This is a genomic window from Lentzea chajnantorensis (assembly GCF_054300775.1).
This window is the reverse complement of the sequence record NZ_JBSDZT010000002.1, coordinates 8,237,216-8,260,649: the sequence shown is the minus strand read 5'-3', so window position 1 is coordinate 8,260,649 and position 23,434 is coordinate 8,237,216. Positions and strand designations below refer to the sequence as shown.

Below are 23,434 nucleotides of genomic sequence, written 5' to 3'. Positions count from 1 at the left end.
CCGGTTGACTGTCACCGGCGTCGTCATGATCGGAACCAACTGGGGAGTTGATCTCGTGAAACCACTGTTGATGGCGGCGGCGCTGCTGGTCGGTCTGGCACCGGCGGCGACCGCCCAGGCCGGGTCCGGGGCCCAGACCCCGGCGCTGTCCTGGCAGGACTGCCAGGACGGGTTCCAGTGCGCCACCGCCGAGGTGCCGCTCGACCACGACCAGCCGCGCGGCACGAAGATCGACCTCGCGCTGATCCGCCTGCCCGCGACCGACCCGGGCAAGCGGATCGGCTCGCTGTTCGTGAACTTCGGCGGCCCCGGCTCGTCCGGCGTCGACCGGCTGCGCGCCCGCGCCAGGTGGGAGTGGCTGTTCTCGTCCGAGCTGCGCTCCCGCTTCGACGTCGTGTCGTGGGACCCGCGCGGCATCGGCAGGAGCGCGACCGTGCGCTGCTTCGACTCCGTCGAGGACCAGCAGGCGTTCCTGAACTCCATCCCGCTCTACCCGGTCACGGCCGCAGACGAGCCCGCGTTCCACGCCAAGCACCAGGAGTTCGCCCAGCGCTGCGAGGACAGGTCGGGCGACCTGCTCGACCACGTCTCGTCGGCGAACACCGCCCGCGACCTCGACCTGCTGCGCAAGGCCGTCGGTGACAAGAAGCTGACCTACCACGGCATCTCCTACGGCACGCACCTCGGCGCGATCTACGCGAACCTGTTCCCGGACAAGGTGCGCGCGCTCGTGTTCGACGGCTCACTCGACTTCATCGGCAACGCCACCGGCCACGGCGACCAGGGCAGGACCGTGCCGCTGGACACCCGCCAGGACGTGCCGCGCGGCACCGCCGAGACGTTCGACCAGTTCCTGACTCAGTGCGCGACAGCAGCCACGAAGTGCGCGTTCGCCGGCGGTGACCTGAAGAAGAAGTGGGCGGACCTCGTCACCAAGGTGACCGCGACACCGATCACCACACCCGACGGCACGTTCGACCGCGCCGCGCTGATCGGCACGGTGTGGGACGCGATGTCCCAGCCCGACACCTGGCAGTCCACCGCGCAGGTTCTGCAAACCCTGTGGGAGACGCAACCCGCGCTCGCCCGCACCGCCGTCGCCGCACCGGACTACATCTCCAACCGCACCGAGGCGTTCAACGCGATCCAGTGCTCCGACAGCAACTTCCCGCGCGACACCGCCGCGTACACCAGGTACGGCAAGAGCGAGGACGAGCGCGTCCCGTACTGGGGCCGCCCGATCGTGTACGACATGATGCCGTGCGCGTTCTGGCAGGGCCGTGACACCGACCGCTACACCGGCCCGTGGAACCGCTGGACCTCCGCGCCGATCCTGTTCGTCAACAGCAGGTTCGACCCGGCCACCCCGCTGCACGGCGCACAGGACGGCGCCGCGGAGATGGCCCGCACCGGCTTCCTGACCGTCGAGGGCTCCGGCCACACCTCGATGTACGTCCGCAGCACGTGCGCGGAGAAGGCCAAGCGCGAGTACCTGTTCACCGGCGTCCTGCCGACCCAGCGCACCTGCGCCGTCGACCAGGCCCCGTTCGCCTAGCACAAGCTCGGCACCGTCCGGTGTGGACGGTGCCGAGCTCACTCCCGGCTCCGCCCCATCCGCACCAGCACGTCGAGCTGCGCCGAGTTGTACAGGTCCACCAACGCCCGCCCCGCAGCCTCACTGGCGTACTTCGCCCCACGCGGCGCGTCGGCGTAGATCCCACCGGGGAACATCACCTTCATCTCCCGCACGATCGGCAACTCCAGCATCGCCTCCGCAAGCCGCTGCCGAGTCCCCTCGTCCGCGTCCTCGGCCAGCTCGTCGAACTCGACCTCCACCGGCCACCGCCCGTGCTCCCGCACCGACTCCGCGTACCGCGCGAACGTCTCCGGCGCCAACACCTGCGCCAACACCACGGAAAACGCCCGATCCGCCGCAGACAGGTCCGCCTCCGCCACCACCTTCGCCACCGCCGGCGGCAACTCGGTGGGCGACGCCTGCCGCAGGATCACCCCCAACTCCACCCGCACCCGCTGCAACCGCTCAATGGTGCTGGCCAACTCCGCATCAAGCGCCCGCAACGCCTCCTCGGGGTGCTCATCCGCATCCCCGAGCTCAGCGATCCGCGCCAACGACAACCCAAGCCCGGTCAACCGCTTGACGCGCAACACCCGCACCAGGTGCGCCACCCCGTAACTCTTGTACCCGTTGGCCCTGCGCTCCGGCTCCGCCAGCAACCCCACCTCGTGGTAGTGCCGGATGGTGCGCAACGTCGTGCCGGCCAGCTCCGCCAACTGCCGGGTGCTCCACCCCACGCCCTGCCCCTTCTCGACGGCTTCAAGCCTTTCTACGCCCGTCGATCGGGTAGCGCCGGATTCGACCGAGCGCCGCTACCCGATCGGTCTCCTCTTCGCGTTTCGTGGTTGCGACGCACGCCCGGCTCGCGAATCCCTGTGCCAGGTCGTCGCGCCCCGTGAACAGGTCGACCACCTTGAGTGTTGATGCCTCAGCGCCGGATCCGGACCGATCAGACATCGAACTCCGTCTCCGCGCTGCGGGTCGAACCGGCTCGACCTACTGATCGAACCTGTGTTCACATGTTAGCCGGCCGCTGCCGCTGGTTCTGACCCGTCCGCCGGCGTGGCGTCCGATCCCGACGGCGTGCGCGTGTACTCCATCCGAGGCGAATCGGTTTGGATGGAGGCGATTCGAGTAACGAATGCGTCGTCTTGTGCGATCGTTAGGGTTACTTGGTAGATGTGCGGCCTGAGCGAATTCGCTGAAAAGTGCCGTCGAAAACGCGAGCTGCCCGCACTGGTGGAGGATCCGTGGTGTCCAGGTTCGAGCAGGTGTACGAAGTCTTCTTGGATCTGCTCGAGTCCGGTACGCCGGACGAGGCGATCAAGAAGATGACGATCCTCGGCGCTGACCAGGAGCTGTTGCAGCAGGTCAGTGAGTACCACGAACAGGAGACCATCAAGATCAAGGAGCGCGAGGAGCCGAAGTCGGTCGTCCTCGGCAACCGCTTCACCTGGTACACCGGCCCTCGCCCCAAGGACAAGTGCTGGCCCGCCATCACCGGTCTGCTCAGCAAAGACGGCTGGTCCGACGAGTCCATCGAGAATCTCGACGCCGCGTCGACCAAGGTCGTTTCGATGCTCAGGCACCCGAAGGAAAAAGCGTTCTCCACCCGCGGTCTGGTGGTCGGGTACGTGCAGTCCGGCAAAACCACGAACTTCACGGCGGTCATGGCCAAAGCGGCTGATCGCGGGTACAAGCTGTTCATCGTGCTGGCCGGTATCCACAACGGTCTGCGCAGGCAGACCCAACTGCGGCTGGAACAGCAGCTGGTCGACCCCAACCGGTCCGGCTGGATGCCACTCACCGATCCGGACAAGGACTTCAACCCTCCCGCAAATGCCGCCGGGTACTTCGCCACGGGGAACAAGCAGCACGTCCTCTGCGTCATCAAGAAGAACCGGACGGTGCTGGAGAAGTTCAACGAATGGCTCGGTTCGGCGGCGGAGCACCTGCGCGACTGCCCCGCTCTGATCATCGATGACGAGGCCGACCAGGCGACGGTCGCAACCGGGACGATCAACCCTTTGATCTGCCAGATCCTCGAGCGGCTGCCCAAGTCGGCGTACGTCGGCTACACGGCGACGCCGTTCGCGAACCTGCTGATCGACCCCTCGATGCCGAAAGACCTGTATCCGAGGGACTTCATCGTGAACCTCCCGCAGCCGAAGGGCCACTTCGGCACGGAGGTGCTGTTCGGACGGGACGCCCTGGACGGTGAGGACCCGGAGGACGTCTTCGACGGCCACGACATGATCCGCGAAGTGCCTGCCGCGGAGATCGAGAACGTTCGGCCTGTTTCCAAGAACGACGTCGACGGCTTCATGCCCAAGATCGCTGGAAGCCTTCGCGACGCGGTCCTCTACTTCTGGCTGACCACCGCTGCGCGACGGGTGCGCGGCACCGGTAAGGCCCACTGCACGATGCTGATCCACACCAGCGTCAACACCTCGGTGCACAACAGCTTCGGCCCGCCGCTGAGGGCGATGAGGGACAAGTGCCTTCGCGCGGTCGAAGCGGGTGACCAAGCGCTGCTCGACGAGTTCCAGAGCATCTGGGAGAAGGAGACGAGCAGGGTCAACGCCGAGCTCTTCGGCGAGCGCACCGTCGAGTTCAACGAGCTCCGGTCGCGGTTGGCCGAGTCCATCAGGTCCTGCAAGATCGTGATGGACAACTCCAGCAGCAAGGATCGGCTCGACTACGAAGGCGGCGCGGTGACCGCCATCGCCGTCGGTGGGAACACCCTGTCCCGTGGCCTGACGCTCGAAGGCCTCGCGGTGAGCTACTTCGTGCGCGCTGTGTCGGCCTACGACACCCTGCTGCAGATGGGGCGCTGGTTCGGTTATCGCGACGGGTACGCGGACCTGCCGCGGATCTGGATGACCGATGAGCTCCGTGACTGGTTCCGCCACCTGGCGACGGTGGAGAACGAGATGCGGCGTGACATCGACGTCTACATGGTCGAGGACAAGACGCCGATGCAGTTCGCGGTACGTCTCAGGACCCATCCGAAGCTGAGGGTCACGGCCGCGGCCAAGATGAAGGACGCTGTGTCAGCGGCCTGTGCGTACGGCGGGCATCGAATCCAGACCCGATACTTCAAGACCGACCCGGAATGGTTGCGCAACAACCAACTGGCGGCGAAGAGGCTGGTCGCGGACGCCATCGCGGACGGCGCCGTCAACGACTCGAAGGGCCTGCTGCCCGGCCGGGTCCTGTTCCGCGACGTCTCCTACGAGCGGATCTTGAACTTCCTCGACACCTACGAGTTCCACGAGAAGTCCCAGGAGTGCGACGCCGGACTCATCGCGTCGTACATCAACAAGCGTGTGAAGGCGGCCTCCGCGTTGCGCAGGTGGAACGTGGCGATCGTGGGCAACCCGGCCGGGCGGACCGGCGCCGAAGACTTCGAGTTCGCTCCGGACGTACGCGTCGGCAAGGTGACGCGTGCGCGGTTGGAAGGACCCGTTGTCGACGGTTTCGTCGACATCAAGACCCTGATGAGCCGCAGAGACGCGGCCGTCGACCTGCAGGTGACCGGGCAGAGCGGATTGGAGGAGCGAGACATCAAGAAGCTTCGTCGTGACCAGCTCCCTGCTACGGGGCTCCTCGTGCTCTACCCGATCGACAAGGACTCCACGCCCAGCAAGAAGAGCGAACAGAACCGCGAACCCCTCGGTCTTGAAGAGGACGCCATCGGCGTCGGTCTGGTGTTCCCCGAGCCACAGGGCGAGGACACCACGGTCAGGTGGACGTACGTGAGCGCGGACCTCTCGAAGGTCGTGATCGAAGAAGAGGACATCACGGCACTGGACGAAGTGGACGTGTGATGGCCGCTTCGTTCCGGGAGCTGCTCGACCAGCGCTGGCTCGAACTCGAGCAGCAGGTGGCATCCGCTCCCAACAGGCTTCGCACGACAACGCTCCCGACCACTTCGGTCAACGGCCCACTCGACGTCGCGGTGGACCACGAAGGCCGCCGTCACCTGCTCGTACCGCTGTCTGCGAGTCAGCACGTGCGGACCAGGGGAGATGGTTCCGCGTTGCGACTGCGCGAACGTCCTCTGGAAGATCAGGACTCCTATGTCCGCTATGCGGACCTGGCTTGTGCGCGTACCGACCTCAACGACGTGTTCACCGGCCTGTGCGCAGACGTGCTCCAAGCGGTCGAAGCGACACCGAAGCGACCGTTGAAGGCTTTGTACACAGTCCTCGACCGGTGGCGAGCCCTGTTCCAGAAGTCATCCGTAGAACTGGGTCCTGAGCAGTTGGCGGGGTTGTTCGGCGAGCTCCTGGTCCTGCGACGCCTTCTGGAGTCGTGGCCGACGGCCACCGACTGGTGGCTCGGGCCTGGAGGCGGCAGGCACGACGTCGTCGTCGGTGCTCATGCGATTGAGGTCAAGTCTTCGTTGGCCCAGGAGGAGAGGAGGTTCCGGGTACACGGCGCGGCGCAGCTCGAAGCGCCGGTGGGCGGGGACCTCCACCTGGTGTGGTTCCGGCTCTCCCGAGCGCAGGACCAGGGGGTGGGGTTGTTGGAGCTGCTGGAACAGACACGGCGACTCGCCGACGACGAGAGCGGGTTCTTCAACAAGCTCGCCCTGGTCGGTTACCGACCTGTGGACGCAGATCTCTACCGCGACGTTCGGTACGTCACCCAGGAGGAGCGGTGGTACGAGGTCACCGAATCCTTCCCCAGAATCCGTCCTGACCTCGTTCCGGACTCCATCAGGGACGTCCACTACACAGTCGACCTGGACACCATCGCGACGCAGCCGATGGACAAGTCGCAGGTCGACGATCGCCTTGCCGAGATCCTTCGGGAGAACCGATGAACAACCCCGTGTGGTACTCCCAGCCCTTCCCGCCAGAGGGAGCGAGCGCGGCCGAGGGGATCCGCAACCAGCTCGGTCGGCCGGAGCTCGACCTGTTGACCGTGCTGGTGCGTGAGTCGGCCCAGAACAGCTGGGACGCTCGACTTCCCGGCAACACCGTCGACTACCGGATCGACTTCCAGACCGTCGGCGCCGCCTACGCCCCGGTCTGGCGTGAAGAGCTCCTGCGTGAAGCGCCTCAGACCGAACACCTCCCGCTCAGAGCCGCGTTGTCCGCGGGGACCATCGACATCCTGACCATTTCGGACCGGGGCACGAGTGGTTTGGGAGGGCCGACGCGTGCGGACAACGCCGTCACGCAGAACCACGACTTCGTCTCGTTCGTGCGCAACATCGGGGAACCCCGGGACACCGCGCTGGGCGGTGGTACCTACGGCTTCGGCAAAGGCATCTTCTACCTCATCGCGAAGTCCGGCTCGGTTCTGGTGCACACCCGCTGCCGGGTGAAGGGTGGTTTCGAGACCCGCCTCATCGGATGTGCCATGTGGCAGAGCTTCGTCAAGGGAGCCGGCGCCCACGCGACGCGCTACACCGGTCGTCACTGGTGGGGCGACAACGCTGGAGAGGTCGTGGAACCGCTGGTCGGATCGGCCGCGGAAGCGATGGCGCACAGGCTCGGTTTGCGCGCGTTCGGGCCGGACGAGACCGGGACGAGCATCGTGGTGATCGATCCTGATCTCGGCGACCTGGCTTCGCCGGACGCCGCGAACTACCTGGCCGACACGATCCTGTGGAATCTCTGGCCGAAGATGCTGCCTGCGGCCGATGGTCGGCAGCCGATGACGTTCTCCGTCTGGCATCAAGGTTCTGAAGTGGCCGTACCGGATCCCAGGGACACATATCCCATCCGACTGTTCGTCGAGGCTCACGACAACATGCGCTCAACGGACAAAGGCCATGTGCTCGAGTCGTACAATCCGAGACGCGTACTCGGTCGCCTGGGGCTGGAGAAGCAGCTCGCGTTGCCGTTCGAGCCGACCGCGGCCGCCAGTGTCATGGGAGTCGAGAAGACCGTTCACCACGTTTGTCTGATGCGCACGGCTGAACTCGTCGTGACGTACTACAAAGGCCCCAAGCCGCCTGCCGAGTACCTGTCCTACGCCGGCGTGTTCCGTGCGGACGAGAACATGGACGCGACGTTCGCCGCTTCCGAACCACCCACTCATGACGCTTGGACCTGGCAGTTCTTGGAAGGTCACGAGAAGACCTTCGTACGCGTCACCTACACGCGTCTGAAGGAGAAGCTGGAAGCGTTCGTCGAGATCAACGACAAGGTCAGGTCGTCCGGGGTCGAGGTGCCCTTGGGGGCTGCGAGCAGGGCGTTCTCCAGCCTCGTCACCGGCTCGTGGGGAGTCGGGGGCGGCGTCCAGTTCGGCAAGCCCAGGAAGCCTCCGACAACTCCGGTGGACGACAGCTGGGACGTGCACGACCACGATGATGAGTACGGTCACGCGAGGCCCAGCGATCACCAGGACAGCGCGAACGCTCACCCTGCACAACAGCATTCGGATACCACAGGTGAGGCGCCCGACTGGGAGAGCAGCCAGCAGCCGGCTACCTCGGTCGACCCGCATGAACCGTACAGCGGTGCACGGACAACGCAGGACGAACGGTCTGCCTGGTCGTTCGCAGGCACACTTCCCGCAGCGCCACCGGCACCTCGCCCGAAGGTGCAGTACGTCGACGAGCCTTACTACGACACCCAAGACGGGCAGGTCGTCCTCGTACAGGAGTTCCGTCTTCCTGTTCCTGGCTCACAGCAGGTCTCTCCTCAGCTGTCGATCCTGCTGCCGGGCAACGGTGTGCGGGAGACGGACCCACCCGTCAACGCGGCTCGGCCGCAGTTCTTCGGCTGGCAGAGCGAGGAAGGGGCGCTCAACCGCTCCAGCACCCTCGTGGTATCAGGAGGCCCAGGTACTTGGCGGCTGCTGGTTGTCCCTGCTCCTGACACGGTGACGGAGATCAGCGTTGCGGTCAGGCGAGCGGAGGTCGCGAGGTGAGTCGTAGGGCACTTCCTTATCGCACGCCGGGCGAGGAGGCGGTCAAAGCGCAGCAGTGGACCCTTGTCATCGACGGTCACGCGTTCGAGCTGCCCGACGCCCTGCCGGACTGGGACTACCAGATGAACCTCTTCCTGAGGAACGAGGTCCACGTCGACCTCGACTCCGTCCACGCGGCCACCGGGCTCACACCTGATGCGAAGTTGTCGCTCGTGGTCGTCTGGACCGCGACTGGGTCGGGTCTGCGCGGTACCGCCAAGCGAGTCCCCTTGTCCGGTGTCGGCGCCCAGACGGTGGAGCTCGACATCGAACTGCCCGGTACGCAACTGGGCGGCTTGCTGACGCTCGACACCCAGTTGGTCCTCGCGGGGCATCGGACGAGCAACGCCGTTGCCGCTCCTCGTCGCGGGGGCTCGGTTCTGTGGACGCACAGGCGGTCGCTTCGGCTGCAGGGCGACGCTCCGCAGTTCCCCATCGCGGTGGTCGACTTCTCAGCCACTCACCTGCCCGCCGAGTCTGCCTGGCACGTGCAGCTGAGCGGGGACCTCAACACGGCCACGATGGGAGCCCTGCTGCTGCTCATCAACGAAAAGAAGAAGCCAGTCGTGACCGCCTTCCAGAACGCGGCGTCTCCACGAGCCATCGACAAGGTGTACCTGTCGGCCGCGTACGCCGACATCGCCAGGACGATGGTCGAGCACGCGCTGGCAGATCCTGACTTCGGCCTGGAGAACGACTACGCGGAAGACAGCCTGGGCGCCACTCTGCAGAGTCTGCTGAACAACTTCTTCCCGAATGTCTCCGTTCAACACCTGCGCCAACGCCGAGACCAGTCGCCGAACCTGTTCGCCACCGAGGTCCAGGCCGCAGCGAGCATCTTCGAGGACGTCTGATGAGCCGCCTTTATCCACGTCTGCTGCCCTGGCAGGCCAAAAACCTGTACGCGGAGTACTGCGGTCTGACGCCGGCGGAGCTCACGACACGCAGCGACACCATGCACACCTCTGCTGTGTTCGTGGCGACTGGAGGTGATCGGGTCACCGCCGCCGACTTGGCGCGGCTCCGCACGAAGGTGGTCGCGCTGGCGACGGATGCAGGTTTTCCGAGCGAAACGAGCAGGTCAGCGAGTGCCGACTTCGACCTGGCGCTGGCAGCGTTGCTGCACACCGAGATGGGAATGGTGCCGGCGGAAGCCGCGTCCGGGGACGTCTGGGCCTTCCTCGCCCTGGTCCTGCTGCCGGACGTCGCCTACTGGCGGTATGGCCCTTCCCCGACCGGTGACCGGGTGTTGGCCTCGGACATCACTCGTCATGTGTTCGGCCGCCTGTGGTGGCGTGCGCAACTCGTTCACGACCCGAGCGATTCCAACCCCTACTCTGCGCTGGCGGTCCTGGGCGAGGCCGCCTTCGATCAGGTCTACGCGCGTCGCAAGGCGCTAGGCGGAAGCCCGTACCTGGTCAAGGCCATCCTCCGGGTGTGGGGTGGCCTGGACCGAGGCGGCTTGAACGAACGAGAGCTGCTCCGGGATTTCCTGAAGAGGCTCCTCCGCCTCGCCTCGTTCGTCAGCTTCGAGGCGATGGAGAACGACGACTTGGACGCCGAGTTGGTTCGCGCCGCTCATGACAGCGTTCTCGCGCTGCGCGAGAAGCCAGGCGACGTTGTGGCTACCGCCAGCCGTTGACGTCGGTGGGGTCGACCTCTATTGAGGCCGACCCCACCGACGAACTGTCACAACCAGCGCCCCTGGCAGGATTCGAACCTGCGACCTCGGGATTAGAAGTGATGCATTCGTTATGGTTATGCTGTTCTACCAGGTCTTCTGGTTTGGAGCCATGTCCGATCTGTCCGTCTAGGGTCATGGTTCTCCGAGCGTTGGCTCCACGGATGGCTCCACGATGCGAGCTATCCGGTAGCACTCGTAGTTGATCTTCCCTTGTGGATTAGATCTGTCAACTCCGAACTCACGCGCAACTATTTCGACCGCGAAAATTGGATAAGCTAGCCTATGGCAGGTGAGACGGTGCATAGCCTACGCACATGCTTGGATGCCTCATCGCTTTCGTGAGCGCCAGCTTTCAGGGCAGCCCGTAGCCACTCGTTTCCTTTCCTTTCGTTGACGCCTAGGCCTTGTGCGAAGCATTCAAGCTCACCTACTCTGACGATTACGAGGCCAATTTTATCCATTTTGTCGAAAAACTGTATGGCCCTGAGATCAACGCTCTTGTCGAAAGTGCTGACTCCGTGCTTCTTTAGCTCTTTCCAAGGACTTTGATCGCTTCGCGTTGCTGCCCGAATCTCCTCTGCTAGCTTGGAGTCCCACTTCCGCTTGGGATCCTCTTCGAGTATCCGCTTGAAAACGTCTTCGATGCTCGTGGCGACCTGGGCGGCGAGTAGCGGGGTTCTCGGGGTCCGGAATTGTCCTGTGATTAGCGTGTATTCCTCCTCAAACTCTTCCCAAGAGTGTCCCAGATATTCGACAAGTTTCTTGATCTTTGCGGAGTCGTTCAGAATATCGATGTCCGGGGAGGCCACCGTTGGTATCTTTATTGCTTTAAGCGCCTTGACGACAGGTGCTAGGCCGTCCTTGCCATTTGTTGGCACAAAAAGTATGTCGCTTGGGGCAATAGGTAGAGGTGACTTCTCGTGCGCGGCGTCGAGTGCGGCAGCATAGAAGGTGCAGTCCCGCTGATTCTCGACGAGTACAACTCGTGTGTGAAACAGGCCGTCGAGGACGTGACTGTACCGCAGGGACGGTTCTGACCAAATAGATTCGATCTGGTCCGGATCAAGCTGACTGGCCGTTGTGGTATCGCCTTCTCTGTTCAGGCGTACCACTGAAAGTGGAGTTCTGCTTTCGAGAAGGCCGATGATTATGTTTCGATCGTGCGTAGCGATAATTACCTGCACTCCGACTTCTTTGGCGAGCGTGCCCAAGTAGCGCCCCAAGCGCGTGGCCTGGGGTGGGTGCAAAAATGCTTCAGGTTCGTCGATCATGATAATGTGATATGCCGAGGTCATAATCGGCAATAGCTTGCCGATAAATGCCTTCATCCCGTCGCCCTGATGATCGAGAAGGCTAAGCCGATCCAAAGCTTCCCGATAGGGTCGCTCATCATCATCATATCCTGGAGGAGGGATGTCTTCTGGTGGCTTCCCTACCCTAAGGCATACTTGCTGACCTAGCTTATCCACCGTAATATGAACATTAAAAACTTCGTAAGAAATTTTGTCTTTTGCGTCGCGAAGATCTTTACTGTGTTCCAAGTAGTGAAGTGGATCGCTCGGAGGTTGTGCCGGATTTTGTCGACGTCCGGTATTGAATCCGTAGCCACTCCCTGCGGGAAGATAGTGCTTTATAAACTCGCCAGCGGGACCAAGATGGCTGCCTCCGTTATCTATCGTGCTCCAGGCCTGCTTAAAAGACTCGGCGTCTACCACGGATGTCCGGGGCCGAACGTAGCCTTCTTGTGGGATTGGATTGGTAGGAGTTCTCTCGTTGTAAGTGGAGTTCTCCTGGATCCAATGGATGAATTTCTCCTGAGTGCCAACCTTGGCGAGCTGCAGGTTGTGAAGTATCTTGTGTTCGTTCATTGGCGGATCTGCAAAAGGCATATTTGAGATCCAGTTAGACATCTGTCTCAAGAGTGTTGACTTACCTGAGTTATTACCTCCTACAATGGCTGTTACGCCATTGCTGGGCAGTGATATGGTGATCTCGTTGGATAGGGTCACTTCCGAAATATGTATGGATGCCATACTTTCTTCTTCGAGATTTTCCATGTGGCTCCTTGTGGCTGGTCTAAGATACTTGGCACTCTTCGTTGGAAATCGACAGAGCGTGGTGCTGTGTTACAGTAACTGCCTCAGACGAGTGCTAATTAAGATAGGTTCAAGGTCCCGGCGTGCGCGCAAAGCCGGGCCGCAGACTCTTACCTTGTTTTCGGTAGCACTGAATCAAGGTGCTGTTGAACTGGCTCGAAGAATGGGTAAGGCACATATGTGGAGAGTTCGTTGTGGCGCACCCAGGCGAACGAGTCGAGCTCTTCGTTGTCGGCTACTCGCGCATCACCCTCGATTGAGCTGAACGCGACATAGATCATCAGTCGTCCTGTGTTTGGGTGGATACGCTCACCAAGCTTCTTTCCGCTGTCGACTGTGACGCCAGTTTCCTCATTGGCTTCCCGTGCTGCTGCGGCTTCCGGCGACTCGTCCGGCTCCACTTCTCCAGCTGGGAACTGCCAGGATAGGCTTCCTTCCTTGACTCGACGCCTGACGAGTAGTACCGCACCATCCTGGATGATCACGGCGGCTGCAATCGGTGGCCGCTGATCGTCAGGTGTCTGTTCACTCACTGTCTTGTACCTCCAGGGCATCCAATATCGGAGGAAAGATGGTCTCTGTGGGGATGAACCGGGTAAGCCGGTCGCTGGGCGTCCATATAACGCTGACGTTTTCCACTGTGTCTATGTTCTGTGCCTCTCCGGCTAGATACTCGCAGAGAAGGTACTCACAGTACACCTGAGTGATCGGGTGCAATCGGCTACCAAGGTGTCGTGTCACGCGGCAGTGAACGCCTGTTTCAGAAAGTGTTTCGCGGATCGCCGTCGTCGCGGCTGAGGCGCGTGGCTTGATCATTCCTGCCGGGAACTGCCACGACGTCGAGCCGTCGTCTTCCCGACGCTGGACCATCAGGACATTTCGTTCGTCCACAACGACGGCTATCGCGACTCGTAGGATGTGACCGCTGTCCGACTTGGCCGGTGGCCGCTCGGTCGGTTGTTGGGACTCAAGCTCTACCGCGAACCGTGCTCGTACAGAGGTCGACGCTCGTTCGAGCACGTGGTCTAGGAGCTGCTGTGTCTCGTGGCGTGGCCGGCTGTCGGGCTCCGCATGCCACTTTGCGACCGCGCGCGGGGAGAGGCCGAGGGTAGCGGCGAAGGTCTCGTTGGACTCGCGTAGTGCGCGCTGGAGTGCGGTCGCTGTGCGGCCGGTCCACTCGCGCACAAGATCCACGGCTTACACCGCCGCTCGCCGGCGAAGTGCACTGGAGTTGCATGGAACTTGCATCGCTCTTGCACTGGACATGCATGGTTGGTACGCGGTTTTCGGCGTTGACTCATTGGCATGAGAAACAGCCATTCGAACCCCCTACTGACCGAGTTGTTTCCGCTCGACTCCAAGGCTTCCAGCAAGCTTTTCGACGTTCTCGTTGATCTCTCGCACCTGATCGGTGAGAGCATCGATTCCGCCGAGTCGGGCGACGATTTCGCGCAACTGATGCTCGATCACGGCCAGCCGGCCGAGTACATCGTCATCGCGGGCTGCGGGCTCCCCGACCTGCGGCGGGATGCGGCCACCCAGCACGGCTTGCAAGTGGTTGGGGTGCCAGTCGAGAGCGACGGAGAGAGCTTCGAGCGTTCGTTCACTGCGGCGGCGTTGAACGGTGTTGTTCTGAAGTTCGCCAACGATCGCTTTCGACACTTGCGAGCGTTCTGTGAGTTCTCGCTGATTCATGCCGAGTTCGGTCATGCGCTGGTTGATCGCTCTTGCGACCGCACTCCAGTCGTCCGCCACGTATTCCTCCGCGCTCCGCCTCGCTGCTGAGCGTAGCGCGGGGGCAATTCCGCGGCCCGGACATCGACAACGTGGCTGCGGGTTGGGCTCCCTTTGTGTCTGGATGGGATGAAATCATCCCGATCTTTTGGTCGAAATTATCCAGCTCCGCTTAGAAGGGCACCAATCCCATGAACGAGAAGACCGAGAACGCCCGACCGGCGTTCTACACAGTCAGAGAGGCCGCCCGGATTCTGCGGGTTGCGCCTTCCACCCTCTACCGAGTGATCAGGGAGGGCGACTTCCCGGCGGTGCAGTTGCGCACTCGCTACGTGGTTCCCGCCGCAGCGGTTGAGCAGTTGCTGAACGAGGCGACGGCGACCGGTGGGCTCGTCGACCCCGCACGTATCGCCGCTGAGCGGCGTGCGGCCCGCGAGTTCGCGCAAAAGTCCGGGGGTGCGTGGTGAACCCGGAGAACTTCTACGAGGTGGTGGCGGCCGAGTTGGACCGCTACGCGAAGGTGCCGGACGAGGTCCTGTTGGAGATCGTGACGCGGGACGGCGTGTGCATGTGGTTGTGGGCCGACGGCGACGGTCCGGAGTGGGAGCAGGAGGAGATCGGCGACCGCGAGGCTGCTGCGCGGTTGTGTGCGGACTGCCCTGTCCGGGGCGTGTGTCTGGAGTTGGAGTTGCGCACGGCCGGTGAGGACACCGTGGGTGTGTGGGGTGGTCTGTCGCAGGAGGACCGCCGTGAGGTGTTCCGGGTGTGGCGTGCTCGCCGTGAGGGTGGTGGGTCGTCATGACGATCAACCTGACTCCAACGCAGATCCTCGCTGTGGTGGGTGTGGTCGTGGTGTTGCTGTGGGTCTGGCGGGCGAGTGCCCGACGGGCGAAGACAGCGGCGAACGCGGCACGTGCCGGTGCCCGGTTGCTGTCGCTGACCGGGCGGGTGCTGGTGATGGCCGGGGCGATCGTGGGTGTGCAGTGGGTGGTGATCACGCACCGGGGTGACACGACTTTGTTGCTCGTGGTGCTGGGTCTGCCCGCGTTGTTCGCGGCGTACACGCTGACGAAGGCGCTCACGATCACCACGCACGACAGTCCCCGTCGGGGTGAGCGGCGATGAGGACGCTAGGACGGGTTCGGGAAGGGGTGGCCGCCTTCGGGCGGCCACCCGCCGCCGCCCCGGCGGCGGAGAGACTGGCCGCCGATGCGGCGGAGGCGGCGAAGCTGCGGGCGTACGCGACGCATCCGGATGTGATCGCGTTGCGGGTCGAGCGGGTGCGCGGTCAGGTGGATCGGTTGTGCTGGTCGGGGATTGTGCTGGGTCTCGCGTTCACGATGACCAACGTGCAGTCCTTCGCGGCGGCAGGCACGCCGGCGTGGTCGCTGCCGTGGCTGGCGGCATGGCTGCTCGATCCCACCGTCTCACTGGTATTGCTTGCGATCCTGCGGGCCGAGCAGGTGACCGCGCGGTACCGGGTGCGTACGGGTGCTTGGACGCGGCGGGCGAAGTGGTTCACGCTCGCCGCCACCTATGTCATGAACACCTGGCACTCGTGGGCGACCGGATCAGTGTCCGGGGTGGTGCTGCACTCGGTTCCACCGCTCGTGGTGTTCGTCGCGGCGGAGGCGGTGACGGATCTGCGGGACAAGCTCACGGAGGCGGTGTCGGCGGCGTTCATGGAAGCGTCCACACGCGAGGCACCGGCCACCGCGGACTCACCTGTAGCGGTCGTTCATGAACCTGCGAGGCCTCTGCGGCACAGGCGGAAGGTTCAGCGGCGGGTGTCGTTTGAGGACTACTTGAAGCGAGCGCGTGAGCAGTGGTCGCCTGGTGTCGTGGTGAGTCCGGCGTGGGTCCGTGGTGTCACTGGTTGCTCACGTGGTCTGTCGTCTCGGCTGTCGGCCGCGTTGCTTGCCGAGATGGGCGGTGATTCCGATGACTGATCACGGTCAGGAACTCGCCGGCGTGGACCAGGTGCTGCCGGTGCGGCAGGTGCTCGAAGGCGAGTTCGTGAACGACGCGTCCCCGGCTACGCGCGCGTCGTGGTGGCGGAAGTTCGTGAACGGATGGCGGCGTTCACCACGGGTGCCTTTGTGGGCGAAGGACCGTGTTCATGCGGTGCAGGCCGCGAAGGATGTCGTCGTGGCGGTGCTGCGTTCGCCGTTCCGGTTCGTGGGGGCAGTCGTTCGTGGGCTCGTGGTCGCGGTGCGGTGGTGGCGGTCGTGGGTGACAGTGCGGGACTACCGCCAGGCTGCCGAGCAGTCGGAGAAGCTGGCGGACAAGTTCGGTGACATTCGCGCGCTCACTCTGTTCCGGTGGAAGGTCACCGGGGCCGTAGCAACCGTAGTACCGACGGTGGGGCTGGTGTTGTGGTTGCTCTATGGGCCGCGTTCGTTGTGGCTCGCCGGTCTGGTCGCGGCGGTGTCGTTGGCGGTGCTGGGGCGCCGGAAGGACGGCAGTCCGGGACGTCGGGCGGTGCTCGCCGGACCGCGCACGCTGACGTGGACGATGGACCCGCAGGTGCTCGTGGACGCGTTCCGGGACGCGAAGCTGATCGGCAAGGACGAGACGCTGCGCCTGGTCCACCGCGCCACCCGGCAGGGTGAAGGGTGGGCGGTCACCGTCGACCTGCCCGCCACTCGCAAGGCCGTGGACGTGGTGAAGAACCGGGACGCGCTGGCGTCCGCGCTCGCCGTGGACGAGATTCAGCTCAACGTGGAGCGCGTGCGGGGCAACGGCGGCCACGCCGGACGCGTGGCGCTGTGGGTCGCGGATGAGGACCCCTACAGCGCTCCGCCGATCCGCACGCCGCTGCTGGCGGTGCAGCGGTGGGACGCGTGGCGGCCGGTGCCGTTTGGCACCGACGCGCGCGGCCGCAGGATCGACCTGCCGTTAGTGTGGACGTCGCTGCTGATCGGTGCGATACCCCGGCAGGGCAAGACGATGGCCGAACGGCTGGCGGCCGCGGGCTTGATCTTGGACCCGCACGTGCGGGTCTACGTCGCCGACTTCAAGAACGGAAAGGACTGGAAGGCAGCCGAGCAGGTGGCGCACCGGTTCATGGCCGGTGACGACTCCGAGCACGTGCTGAGGTTCGTGGACTGGCTCGTGGAGCTCGTGGCCGACGTGCAGGCCCGGTACCGGCGGATGCAGGAGCTCGACGACATCACGTGCCCGGAGTCCAAGGTCACGCCGGCGATGTCCCGCGACGTCGCACTAGGGATGCCGATCACCGCCCTGGTCGTGGACGAGGTCCAGATCCCGTTGGAGGACCGGACACCAGTGGAGGTGCAAGGCAAGAAGCTCACCGCCGGGGAGTACTGCGGCGAACTGCTGATGTGGCTCGCCAAGAAGGCACCAGCGGCCGGAGTGATCCTGCTACTGGCGACACAGCGGCCGGACGGTAAGACCATCCCATCCGGGCTGCGGGCGGTGCTCGGATCACGGTTCGCGCTGCGGGTCATGGACTGGCGCGACAGCAACATCATCCTCGGAGAGCAGATGAACACCCGAGGCTACGACTCCAGCCGCCTGCTGCCCTCCCACAAGGGCGTGGGCATCCTGCGCCCGGACGGCGAGACACAAGCCGGTGCGGACGTGCTGGCACTGACCGTGCGCACGTTCTACATGCCCAACGAAGACTGGCGCGAAATCTGCGCACAAGGCCGCGCACTACGAGAACAGGAGGGCACTCTCACCGGCCACGCGGCAGGACAGACCACACCGGCAAGGCTTGATTACGCGGCAGTGGCAAGGGCTATCGCCGGAGGTGCACCCGCACCAGTCGAGGCGGAACGCGTGGCGGAAGTCGAGTTGCCGGAACCGCTGGCGTCCGTCATGGACTACCTCGCTGACGACGATGGCCGGGACTTCGTGCCCACGGCCGAACTCGTGGCGGCACTGGGTGTCGAGCCCAAAGGGTTCGGTCTGGACATGGCCGAGTTTGGCTGTCGTCCAACCCGTGACCGAGTGGCCACAGACGATGGGACGAGGCAGGTGCGCGGCTACGACGTGGCAGACATCCGTGCGGCCGTCGAGCGTATCCGCCGCGCCGCCGTGGTCGAGGCGGAGGTGATCGACGATGGCCGCTGACCTGTCACAACCCGTCCCACTGGCCGGGTCACCCGTCACAAGCCCTGTGACGGGTAGCGAACCACCGATGACCAGCGGAAATGGGCCGCCGTGACGGGTGTGACGAGTGACGGATAACCCGTCACAACTGCCCAGAAACAGCCGTGTGCCGCGCCATCCCGAGAGACGGCGCGGCACACGGTGTGTCTACGCGAGAGGCGGAAGCGGCGCGTCAGGGTCAGCGTCGGGCAGCGGGAGGCCGTCACACAGGCTGGCGATGAAAGCTGTGGACGTCTCCTCGTCCCAACTCGTGTCGTCGAGCGCGCGAACGACGTTGTCGTAGCCTTCGACCGCGTCCGGTGTCTCGTCGAGCAGGCTGGAGTTCTCGGTAGCTACCCACACCAGCGGCTCGTACGTGTCCAGGGTCAGGTGCGTGAACGACCCCGCCAGACCTGCGTGCGCGCCCAACGCCGCAGGCACGATCCGGATGCTGACGTTCTTCCAGGCCGACATGGACAGCAGGTGCAGCAACTGCCCGGCGTAGACCTCAGCACCGCCGATCTGTAGGTGCAATGCCAGCTCGTGGATGAAGAAGGTGCACTTCGTCCGGCTGAGCCGAAGCACGTCCTGCATCGCAAGCTGTGCCTGCACCCGGTCCAGCACCTCGTCCTGCGGCACCGTCGAGGAAGCGAGCAGCACCTCACGCATGTAGTGCGCCGTCTGGAGAAACAGCGGCACCATGTGCGTGTGCCAGCTTGTCAGCGTCTGGGCCACCTTCAGGTGTTCGACCACCGTGTGCAGTCGGATGGGTGCGCACCTGCCGTACTGTTGCCACCAGCCCCGGATGTGCGTGTCCTGGTGAAGCGTCAGCAGACGGGCGAGTTCGCCGGCGTTGACCCGGCACATCCCCAGCAGTACGGCGACTTCGAGCTGACTGACGCCGCCCTTGCCGTTCAGCAGGTTCGAGACCTTGGACGGGTCCCAGTCCAGCATCCTGGCGGCAGCGTTCCCCGTCAGGCTGGCACCCTCAAGCGCCGCGCGCACACCCACGCCGAACTCTCGACCACGCGCGGTCGAGAACCTTCTCGTCATACCGGTTCCTTGTACTGGTTCCTTTTGTGACACAACTTGATCAGGACGCGGCGTCCTTGAACCGCTGCGCGGCCTGCACGATTCGTTCTGACGTCTCGGCTACCGGAAGCGCGACATCCATCAGCCGCCCAAAGGCGTCTGCGTAGGGCTGCCGCTCAGCTTCGCTCTCCAGCCACACATCCCCGTGCAGGTGGTCGAGATGCACCACGTCGTCGAACTGCGGCTGACGGAACGACAGCAGGGAGAACGACGTCATCCCCGCGAACGCGCCCACCTCGTCGGGCACGAGGAACACCCGTGCGCCGTCAAGATCAGCGAACGCCGCCAACTGGAACAACTGATCCGCCATCACCAACGGGCCACCCACCGGCCGCCTCAACACCGCCGCGCCCAGCACGATGTCCATCCGCAGCGAGACCACGCCCGTCAGATGCCGCAACATCTGCTCACGGTGGCCGTCGGGATAGCGACGATGCCCCTGCTCGGACACTGCTCCGACCTGTTGACGGCCGACCGCACCTGAGTACTCCGGCGTGCGGACCAACGGCGGTAAGACGTCCAACGCGACCGCTCGCACGTGGTTCGCCTCTGCCTCCACTTCGTCGTAGGTCCACCCGACGCATGGCACCGTGCCGCCGGTCAGCAGATCGAACCTGCGTGGGTTACGCGCTCGCTGTGCTCCCCAGAACACCGGCTCACGCCGCGCATCGTCGATCCCGTACGCAAGAGCAAGCGCCATCACATCGGCATCGGTGATCGGCGTCAGCCCGTTCTGCATCATCGACGTCTTGGCCGACGACCATTGCACACGCTTGCTCACGTCGGACAGGCTCAAGGCGCTTTCCCTGCACCACAACGCAAGCGCGCGGGCAACAGCACGGTTCTGAAGGCTGGACTTGAAGTTCTTCGGCATCGTTCGGCTCACTCCGTGAAGTGCGGTGGAGGAAGCCGACGCGACTGCGCGCGTCGCGTCGGCCCCCGCACCAGCCCTCAACCGGGCTGGTGGTCTTCGTCCGGGCCTGCGGGTAGGTCGAGGAGTGAACCGAGGCTCGGATCCATGCCGAACTGGTGGAGCACCGTCATCCGGTACGCGACGAAGCCGTACCTGACCAGCACTTCCAAGGCCTCGTCCGGCGAGAGGTTCGCGTACCGCTTAACCCGCGTCAGCATCTCGACGGTCAGCGGTGCGAGCCGGAACTGTCGTGCAACGTTCATCGGATCTCCTTGACCGGAGCCAGAGGGCTGCGGAAGAGACAGCCGACGCACGGCATGCCGTCCGGAGCGTGAAGTAGTTCCGCCGCACCAGGCAGGATCACAAGACCGCAGTACCCCGTGAGCGACGCTGGAATCTCGTCGTCAGGTGGCGCCGGAACGAGGTGACACACGCGCTGCGTCTCGCCGACCTCGCCACGGCGCAGGCGTACGAGGAGAACGGAGCGATTCACCTCCGGCACGACATCACCTCGGGGAGGCGTGATTCGTCGAGCCGATGCCTGCCGCCCGTGCTCGGTGGCTGGACCGGGGTGAGTTCCTGGGTGTCCTCGGTGCGCGCGGCCGGTATAACGGGATGAGTGTCGTCGTCCGGGCATTCGGCGGCTTGGAGGTCGTCCAAGACGTCTTGGACTTCCTCGCACGCCCACGTTGCTTCCTGCGCCGCTTCTCGTGCCAACCGGACGTACCGGCGACCGAGCGCAATTACGTAGACCAGCGGCAACACGAGCCAGATCAAGAACAGGGCGATTCCGCCCGCGTCCTTCGCCAGTTCACTCCACACCGTCACCCACCCGCCTCTGTCCGCGTGAACGGGGCACTCGAAAGACCCGTTGCGAAGGGGTCTGTGCCAGACTGAAATCAAGCCTGACGTTGAACCGGGCTCATGAACATGACATGCGGATGCCATGAGTGCGCCGTTTGAGCGCCACTGGTGGTGGGGAGGTCGGGATGACCGCGAAGACGTTGACGGCGACACCTGCCCGCACCGTGCTCGAAGAGCAGATCAAGGCGCGGCAGTTGACCTATGAGGAGTTCGTGGAGTTCGCGACAGACTTCGCGCGCGAACACAACGAGCCGGGCACGCTCAGCGTGCGGCATCTCCTCCGGCTGGTCGCCGGAGTGCGGAAGGACGGAACGCCGCTGGGGCCGGTGCGGCCCGCCAACGCCCGGTTGCTCGAACGCATCTTCGGTCTCTCGATAGCCGAACTGCTGTCGCCGCCTCAGCAGCCGGACGCGCACACGGCCGTACACCCGTTGCGGGTCGCGATAGCGGTCGTGTTGAGGGGTTCAGAGGTGTTGGTCGTGCGTCGGCGTGGCGACGATGGACCGGCTGGGTGGCAGTTTCCGGCAGGAATGGTCAAGCCCGGTGCCGCGCCAGAGACGATTGCCGTGCGCGAGACGCTCAGCGAGACGGATGTTCACTGCGTCGTACGCGGGGGACTGGGGACGAGACTGCATCCGGCGACACAGGTTCTCTGCGAGTACGTGCTCTGCGACTACGTCGCCGGCGCGGCCAAGAACGTTGACGCGTTCGAGAACGCGGACGTGCAGTGGGTGGACAAGTCGAGCTTGGTCGGTCTCATTCCGGCCGAACGCATCTACCAGCCGGTGCTGAAGGCGCTGGACCTGTAGCGGCTACTTGTTCGCGCGCCTGTTCTTCAGGCTGACGACGTTCGCGAAGCTCGACTCACTCAACGGCGCCACTACCGCGCGCTTGCCACGACTTGCCGTGACAAGCCCGTCTGCCTTCAGTTCGGCGACCGCGCGGTTCGCCGTTCCCGCTGCCACGTTGTAGCGCTGGCAGAGTTCCACAACGGTGGGGATGTTGTCCCCAGGCTTCAATGCGCCGCACACGATCGCGCCGCGCAGATCAGCGGCGATTTGTTGGTACGGACCCCGGATTTCGGGCTCCACGGTGCTGGCCGCTGAACCGTCGACATCGATGGAAACCGGCATGGTCGGCATGCGGCCACGAAGGTTTCCGGCCGCGCGCTGATCCGCCTCTGAGACCCAGGCGGAGTACACCCGCAGCGTCGTGGCGCCACCGCCGCCGTGTCCCAGGCGTCCGGCGACGGTGCGCGGGTCCACGCCTGCGCTGATGAGTTCAGTGGCCGAGTAGTGGCGCAGTGAGTGAAGATCGGTGTCGACCTCCAGCTTCTCGCAGAGACGGGAGAAGCGCTGCGAAACCGTGTCGGGCTTCCAATAGGTGCTGTGGTCGATCGAGTTCGAGAAGATCCGCCCGTCCCGCTTGAGCTTCTGCGCGAACTCGGCCGCTTTGTCTTCGCACTGCTGCCGGTAAGCGTGGAGCAACGCGACGGTTTCCGCGTCCAGAGCGATGCGGCGTTGCTGATGGGTCTTGGTGTCCTTCTCCCAGGTTTCTTTGCCCTCCTGCCCGATGCTCGTCTTGATCTGGAGAACTGCCCGGTCCAGGTCGAGGAGATCCCACCGGAGTGCACACATCTCGCCACGCCGCGCTCCGGTGACCATCGTCAGCCAGACGAAAGTGCCCCACGCGAAGTCTCGGAAGGCCGCGCTGACGACGGCCGCCGCTTCTTCGGGCTCCGGCGGATGGGGGTTGGGCGTCGGAGTCGGGGGAGTCTCGGCTTGGTTCAGCGGGTTGATCCGGAGCCAGTCCCACTTGACGGCACGTTTCAGGGCTCCGCCGAGGATTGAATGGATCTGCCGGATGGTCGAAACGTCCAAGCCGCGGCACACGTGCTTCCTGCATTTCTCGTTGCAGACGTGCTGTCGCTTCGTGCGATGTTCGATGAAGTTGCCCTTGCCGCCGCAGTGGGCGCGGCACGCGCGCAACGTCGAGTAGAAGGTGTCGATGGCGTGAGCGTCGAGCTTGGAAAGCTTGAGGTGACCGATCAGCGGCCGGATGTGGTTCCGGATCTTGCCCTCATAGCCGATGCGCGTGCTCTTATCGACGTTGATCTTCTCCAGGTACTCGTCCAGGAGTGCGTCAACCGTCGCGTTGGTGCGCGGGTTGCGCTGCTCGTCGACCTGGTTGAGAAACCTCGTGCGAACCCGCTCAGCTTCCTTCTCAAGCTCCGGGTGCGTGTGCGGGATGGTCTCCGTCAGGAAGTTCTTCTTGCCCGTGATCGGGTCCTTCCCGGCGTACACCCGCACCTTCAGCGAGCCGCTGGGCAGCGGGAGGATCTCGCCCCGCTGCTTGGGCTTCGAGGGTGACTTTCGAGGGGCCATAGAGCCACGGTAGGGCAGGTTGGCTCCACGTGTGGCTCCACCGGA

General features: G+C 64.3%; 22 protein-coding genes. 12 read left to right on the top strand and 10 right to left on the bottom strand.

All coding sequences use genetic code 11. The features are described from left to right. Positions 1 to 55 precede the first annotated feature (55 nt). A complete protein-coding gene (locus ACVDFE_RS39480; protein ID WP_458434001.1) occupies positions 56 to 1,555 on the top strand; it encodes an alpha/beta hydrolase in 1,500 nt (499 codons plus the stop codon). A 38-nt stretch (positions 1,556 to 1,593) separates the two neighbouring features. On the opposite strand, the gene ACVDFE_RS39475 is transcribed toward ACVDFE_RS39480, so the two are convergent. Beyond that, positions 1,594 to 2,313, bottom strand: coding sequence for a MerR family transcriptional regulator (locus tag ACVDFE_RS39475; RefSeq protein WP_458434000.1), 720 nt, complete (start codon positions 2,311 to 2,313; stop codon positions 1,594 to 1,596). 516 nt (positions 2,314 to 2,829) lie between these two features. On the opposite strand from ACVDFE_RS39475, the gene ACVDFE_RS39470 reads away from it, so the two are divergent. The 5 genes from ACVDFE_RS39470 (at position 2,830) to ACVDFE_RS39450 (ending at position 10,148) form a co-directional block, all read left to right on the top strand. Beyond that, a complete protein-coding gene (locus tag ACVDFE_RS39470; protein WP_458433999.1) occupies positions 2,830 to 5,406 on the top strand; it encodes a Z1 domain-containing protein in 2,577 nt (858 codons plus the stop codon). Continuing rightward, entirely contained in the window at positions 5,406 to 6,407 is a 1,002-nt protein-coding gene (locus ACVDFE_RS39465) for a PD-(D/E)XK motif protein (RefSeq protein WP_458433998.1), read from the top strand. Before ACVDFE_RS39470 ends, ACVDFE_RS39465 begins: the two co-directional genes overlap by 1 nt. Beyond that, on the top strand, positions 6,404 to 8,467 hold the full coding sequence (locus ACVDFE_RS39460; RefSeq protein ID WP_458433997.1) for a hypothetical protein: 2,064 nt from the start codon (positions 6,404 to 6,406) through the stop codon (positions 8,465 to 8,467). Before ACVDFE_RS39465 ends, ACVDFE_RS39460 begins: the two co-directional genes overlap by 4 nt. Positions 8,468 to 8,589: 122 nt before the next feature. After that, on the top strand, positions 8,590 to 9,360 hold the full coding sequence (locus tag ACVDFE_RS39455) for a hypothetical protein (RefSeq protein WP_458433996.1): 771 nt from the start codon (positions 8,590 to 8,592) through the stop codon (positions 9,358 to 9,360). Beyond that, positions 9,360 to 10,148, top strand: a complete 789-nt coding sequence (locus ACVDFE_RS39450) for a DUF6339 family protein (RefSeq protein WP_458433994.1) — start codon at positions 9,360 to 9,362, stop codon at positions 10,146 to 10,148. Before ACVDFE_RS39455 ends, ACVDFE_RS39450 begins: the two co-directional genes overlap by 1 nt. Positions 10,149 to 10,465: 317 nt before the next feature. Here the strand turns inward: ACVDFE_RS39450 and ACVDFE_RS39445 are convergent, their stop codons facing one another. From ACVDFE_RS39445 to ACVDFE_RS39430, 4 genes are all read right to left on the bottom strand, one after another. Beyond that, positions 10,466 to 12,247 (bottom strand): ATP-dependent nuclease, encoded by a 1,782-nt coding sequence (locus ACVDFE_RS39445; protein ID WP_458433993.1) that lies wholly within the window; start codon positions 12,245 to 12,247, stop codon positions 10,466 to 10,468. Positions 12,248 to 12,396: 149 nt separating this feature from the next. Continuing rightward, entirely contained in the window at positions 12,397 to 12,819 is a 423-nt protein-coding gene (locus ACVDFE_RS39440) for an NUDIX hydrolase (protein WP_458433992.1), read from the bottom strand. Beyond that, positions 12,812 to 13,480, bottom strand: coding sequence for an NUDIX hydrolase (locus ACVDFE_RS39435; RefSeq protein WP_458433991.1), 669 nt, complete (start codon positions 13,478 to 13,480; stop codon positions 12,812 to 12,814). Before ACVDFE_RS39435 ends, ACVDFE_RS39440 begins: the two co-directional genes overlap by 8 nt. Before the next feature lie 135 nt (positions 13,481 to 13,615). Further along, positions 13,616 to 14,041, bottom strand: a complete 426-nt coding sequence (locus ACVDFE_RS39430; RefSeq protein WP_458433990.1) for a helix-turn-helix domain-containing protein — start codon at positions 14,039 to 14,041, stop codon at positions 13,616 to 13,618. A 170-nt stretch (positions 14,042 to 14,211) separates the two neighbouring features. Between ACVDFE_RS39430 and ACVDFE_RS39425 the strand changes: the two genes are divergently transcribed. The 5 genes from ACVDFE_RS39425 to ACVDFE_RS39405 are packed head-to-tail and all read left to right on the top strand — an operon-like array spanning position 14,212 to position 18,118. Continuing rightward, entirely contained in the window at positions 14,212 to 14,487 is a 276-nt protein-coding gene (locus ACVDFE_RS39425) for a helix-turn-helix domain-containing protein (RefSeq protein WP_458433989.1), read from the top strand. Further along, positions 14,484 to 14,822, top strand: coding sequence for a WhiB family transcriptional regulator (locus ACVDFE_RS39420; RefSeq protein ID WP_458433988.1), 339 nt, complete (start codon positions 14,484 to 14,486; stop codon positions 14,820 to 14,822). The genes ACVDFE_RS39425 and ACVDFE_RS39420 overlap by 4 nt, the downstream gene beginning before the upstream one ends. Continuing rightward, on the top strand, positions 14,819 to 15,145 hold the full coding sequence (locus ACVDFE_RS39415) for a hypothetical protein (RefSeq protein ID WP_458433987.1): 327 nt from the start codon (positions 14,819 to 14,821) through the stop codon (positions 15,143 to 15,145). Before ACVDFE_RS39420 ends, ACVDFE_RS39415 begins: the two co-directional genes overlap by 4 nt. Continuing rightward, positions 15,142 to 15,969 carry a hypothetical protein gene (locus ACVDFE_RS39410; protein WP_458433986.1) on the top strand — a complete coding sequence of 276 codons (828 nt, stop codon included), beginning with the start codon at positions 15,142 to 15,144 and terminating at the stop codon, positions 15,967 to 15,969. The genes ACVDFE_RS39415 and ACVDFE_RS39410 overlap by 4 nt, the downstream gene beginning before the upstream one ends. Next, positions 15,962 to 18,118 (top strand): FtsK/SpoIIIE domain-containing protein, encoded by a 2,157-nt coding sequence (locus tag ACVDFE_RS39405; protein ID WP_458433985.1) that lies wholly within the window; start codon positions 15,962 to 15,964, stop codon positions 18,116 to 18,118. The genes ACVDFE_RS39410 and ACVDFE_RS39405 overlap by 8 nt, the downstream gene beginning before the upstream one ends. Before the next feature lie 186 nt (positions 18,119 to 18,304). Here the strand turns inward: ACVDFE_RS39405 and ACVDFE_RS39400 are convergent, their stop codons facing one another. From ACVDFE_RS39400 to ACVDFE_RS39385, 4 genes are all read right to left on the bottom strand, one after another. After that, positions 18,305 to 19,189: a DUF5753 domain-containing protein gene (locus ACVDFE_RS39400; protein ID WP_458433984.1), complete on the bottom strand. Its 885-nt coding sequence runs from the start codon at positions 19,187 to 19,189 to the stop codon at positions 18,305 to 18,307. Positions 19,190 to 19,229: 40 nt separating this feature from the next. Continuing rightward, positions 19,230 to 20,102, bottom strand: coding sequence for a DUF5753 domain-containing protein (locus ACVDFE_RS39395; RefSeq protein ID WP_458433983.1), 873 nt, complete (start codon positions 20,100 to 20,102; stop codon positions 19,230 to 19,232). Positions 20,103 to 20,179: 77 nt separating this feature from the next. Further along, positions 20,180 to 20,404 (bottom strand): hypothetical protein, encoded by a 225-nt coding sequence (locus tag ACVDFE_RS39390; RefSeq protein ID WP_458433982.1) that lies wholly within the window; start codon positions 20,402 to 20,404, stop codon positions 20,180 to 20,182. A gap of 226 nt (positions 20,405 to 20,630) precedes the next feature. After that, entirely contained in the window at positions 20,631 to 20,963 is a 333-nt protein-coding gene (locus ACVDFE_RS39385; RefSeq protein ID WP_458433980.1) for a hypothetical protein, read from the bottom strand. 167 nt (positions 20,964 to 21,130) lie between these two features. Here ACVDFE_RS39385 and ACVDFE_RS39380 point away from each other — a divergent pair, with 167 nt between their 5' ends. Beyond that, complete coding sequence (locus ACVDFE_RS39380; RefSeq protein ID WP_458433979.1) at positions 21,131 to 21,814, top strand: NUDIX hydrolase; 684 nt, start codon at positions 21,131 to 21,133, stop codon at positions 21,812 to 21,814. Between the two features lie 3 nt (positions 21,815 to 21,817). Here ACVDFE_RS39380 and ACVDFE_RS39375 read toward each other — a convergent pair whose 3' ends face one another. Continuing rightward, positions 21,818 to 23,389, bottom strand: a complete 1,572-nt coding sequence (locus tag ACVDFE_RS39375) for a tyrosine-type recombinase/integrase (RefSeq protein WP_458433978.1) — start codon at positions 23,387 to 23,389, stop codon at positions 21,818 to 21,820. Between the last annotated feature and the right edge of the window lie 45 nt (positions 23,390 to 23,434).

Coding starts and splice junctions, on each gene's coding strand:
- ACVDFE_RS39410 (WP_458433986.1), top strand. CDS start 15,142: ATGAGGACGCTAGGACGGGTTCGGGAAGGGGTGGCCGCCTTCGGGCGG.
- ACVDFE_RS39375 (WP_458433978.1), bottom strand. CDS start 23,389: ATGGCCCCTCGAAAGTCACCCTCGAAGCCCAAGCAGCGGGGCGAGATC.
- ACVDFE_RS39450 (WP_458433994.1), top strand. CDS start 9,360: ATGAGCCGCCTTTATCCACGTCTGCTGCCCTGGCAGGCCAAAAACCTG.
- ACVDFE_RS39415 (WP_458433987.1), top strand. CDS start 14,819: ATGACGATCAACCTGACTCCAACGCAGATCCTCGCTGTGGTGGGTGTG.
- ACVDFE_RS39455 (WP_458433996.1), top strand. CDS start 8,590: ATGAACCTCTTCCTGAGGAACGAGGTCCACGTCGACCTCGACTCCGTC.
- ACVDFE_RS39405 (WP_458433985.1), top strand. CDS start 15,962: ATGACTGATCACGGTCAGGAACTCGCCGGCGTGGACCAGGTGCTGCCG.
- ACVDFE_RS39445 (WP_458433993.1), bottom strand. CDS start 12,247: ATGGAAAATCTCGAAGAAGAAAGTATGGCATCCATACATATTTCGGAA.
- ACVDFE_RS39465 (WP_458433998.1), top strand. CDS start 5,406: ATGGCCGCTTCGTTCCGGGAGCTGCTCGACCAGCGCTGGCTCGAACTC.
- ACVDFE_RS39395 (WP_458433983.1), bottom strand. CDS start 20,102: ATGCCGAAGAACTTCAAGTCCAGCCTTCAGAACCGTGCTGTTGCCCGC.
- ACVDFE_RS39460 (WP_458433997.1), top strand. CDS start 6,404: ATGAACAACCCCGTGTGGTACTCCCAGCCCTTCCCGCCAGAGGGAGCG.
- ACVDFE_RS39380 (WP_458433979.1), top strand. CDS start 21,131: ATGACCGCGAAGACGTTGACGGCGACACCTGCCCGCACCGTGCTCGAA.
- ACVDFE_RS39400 (WP_458433984.1), bottom strand. CDS start 19,189: ATGACGAGAAGGTTCTCGACCGCGCGTGGTCGAGAGTTCGGCGTGGGT.
- ACVDFE_RS39390 (WP_458433982.1), bottom strand. CDS start 20,404: ATGAACGTTGCACGACAGTTCCGGCTCGCACCGCTGACCGTCGAGATG.
- ACVDFE_RS39425 (WP_458433989.1), top strand. CDS start 14,212: ATGAACGAGAAGACCGAGAACGCCCGACCGGCGTTCTACACAGTCAGA.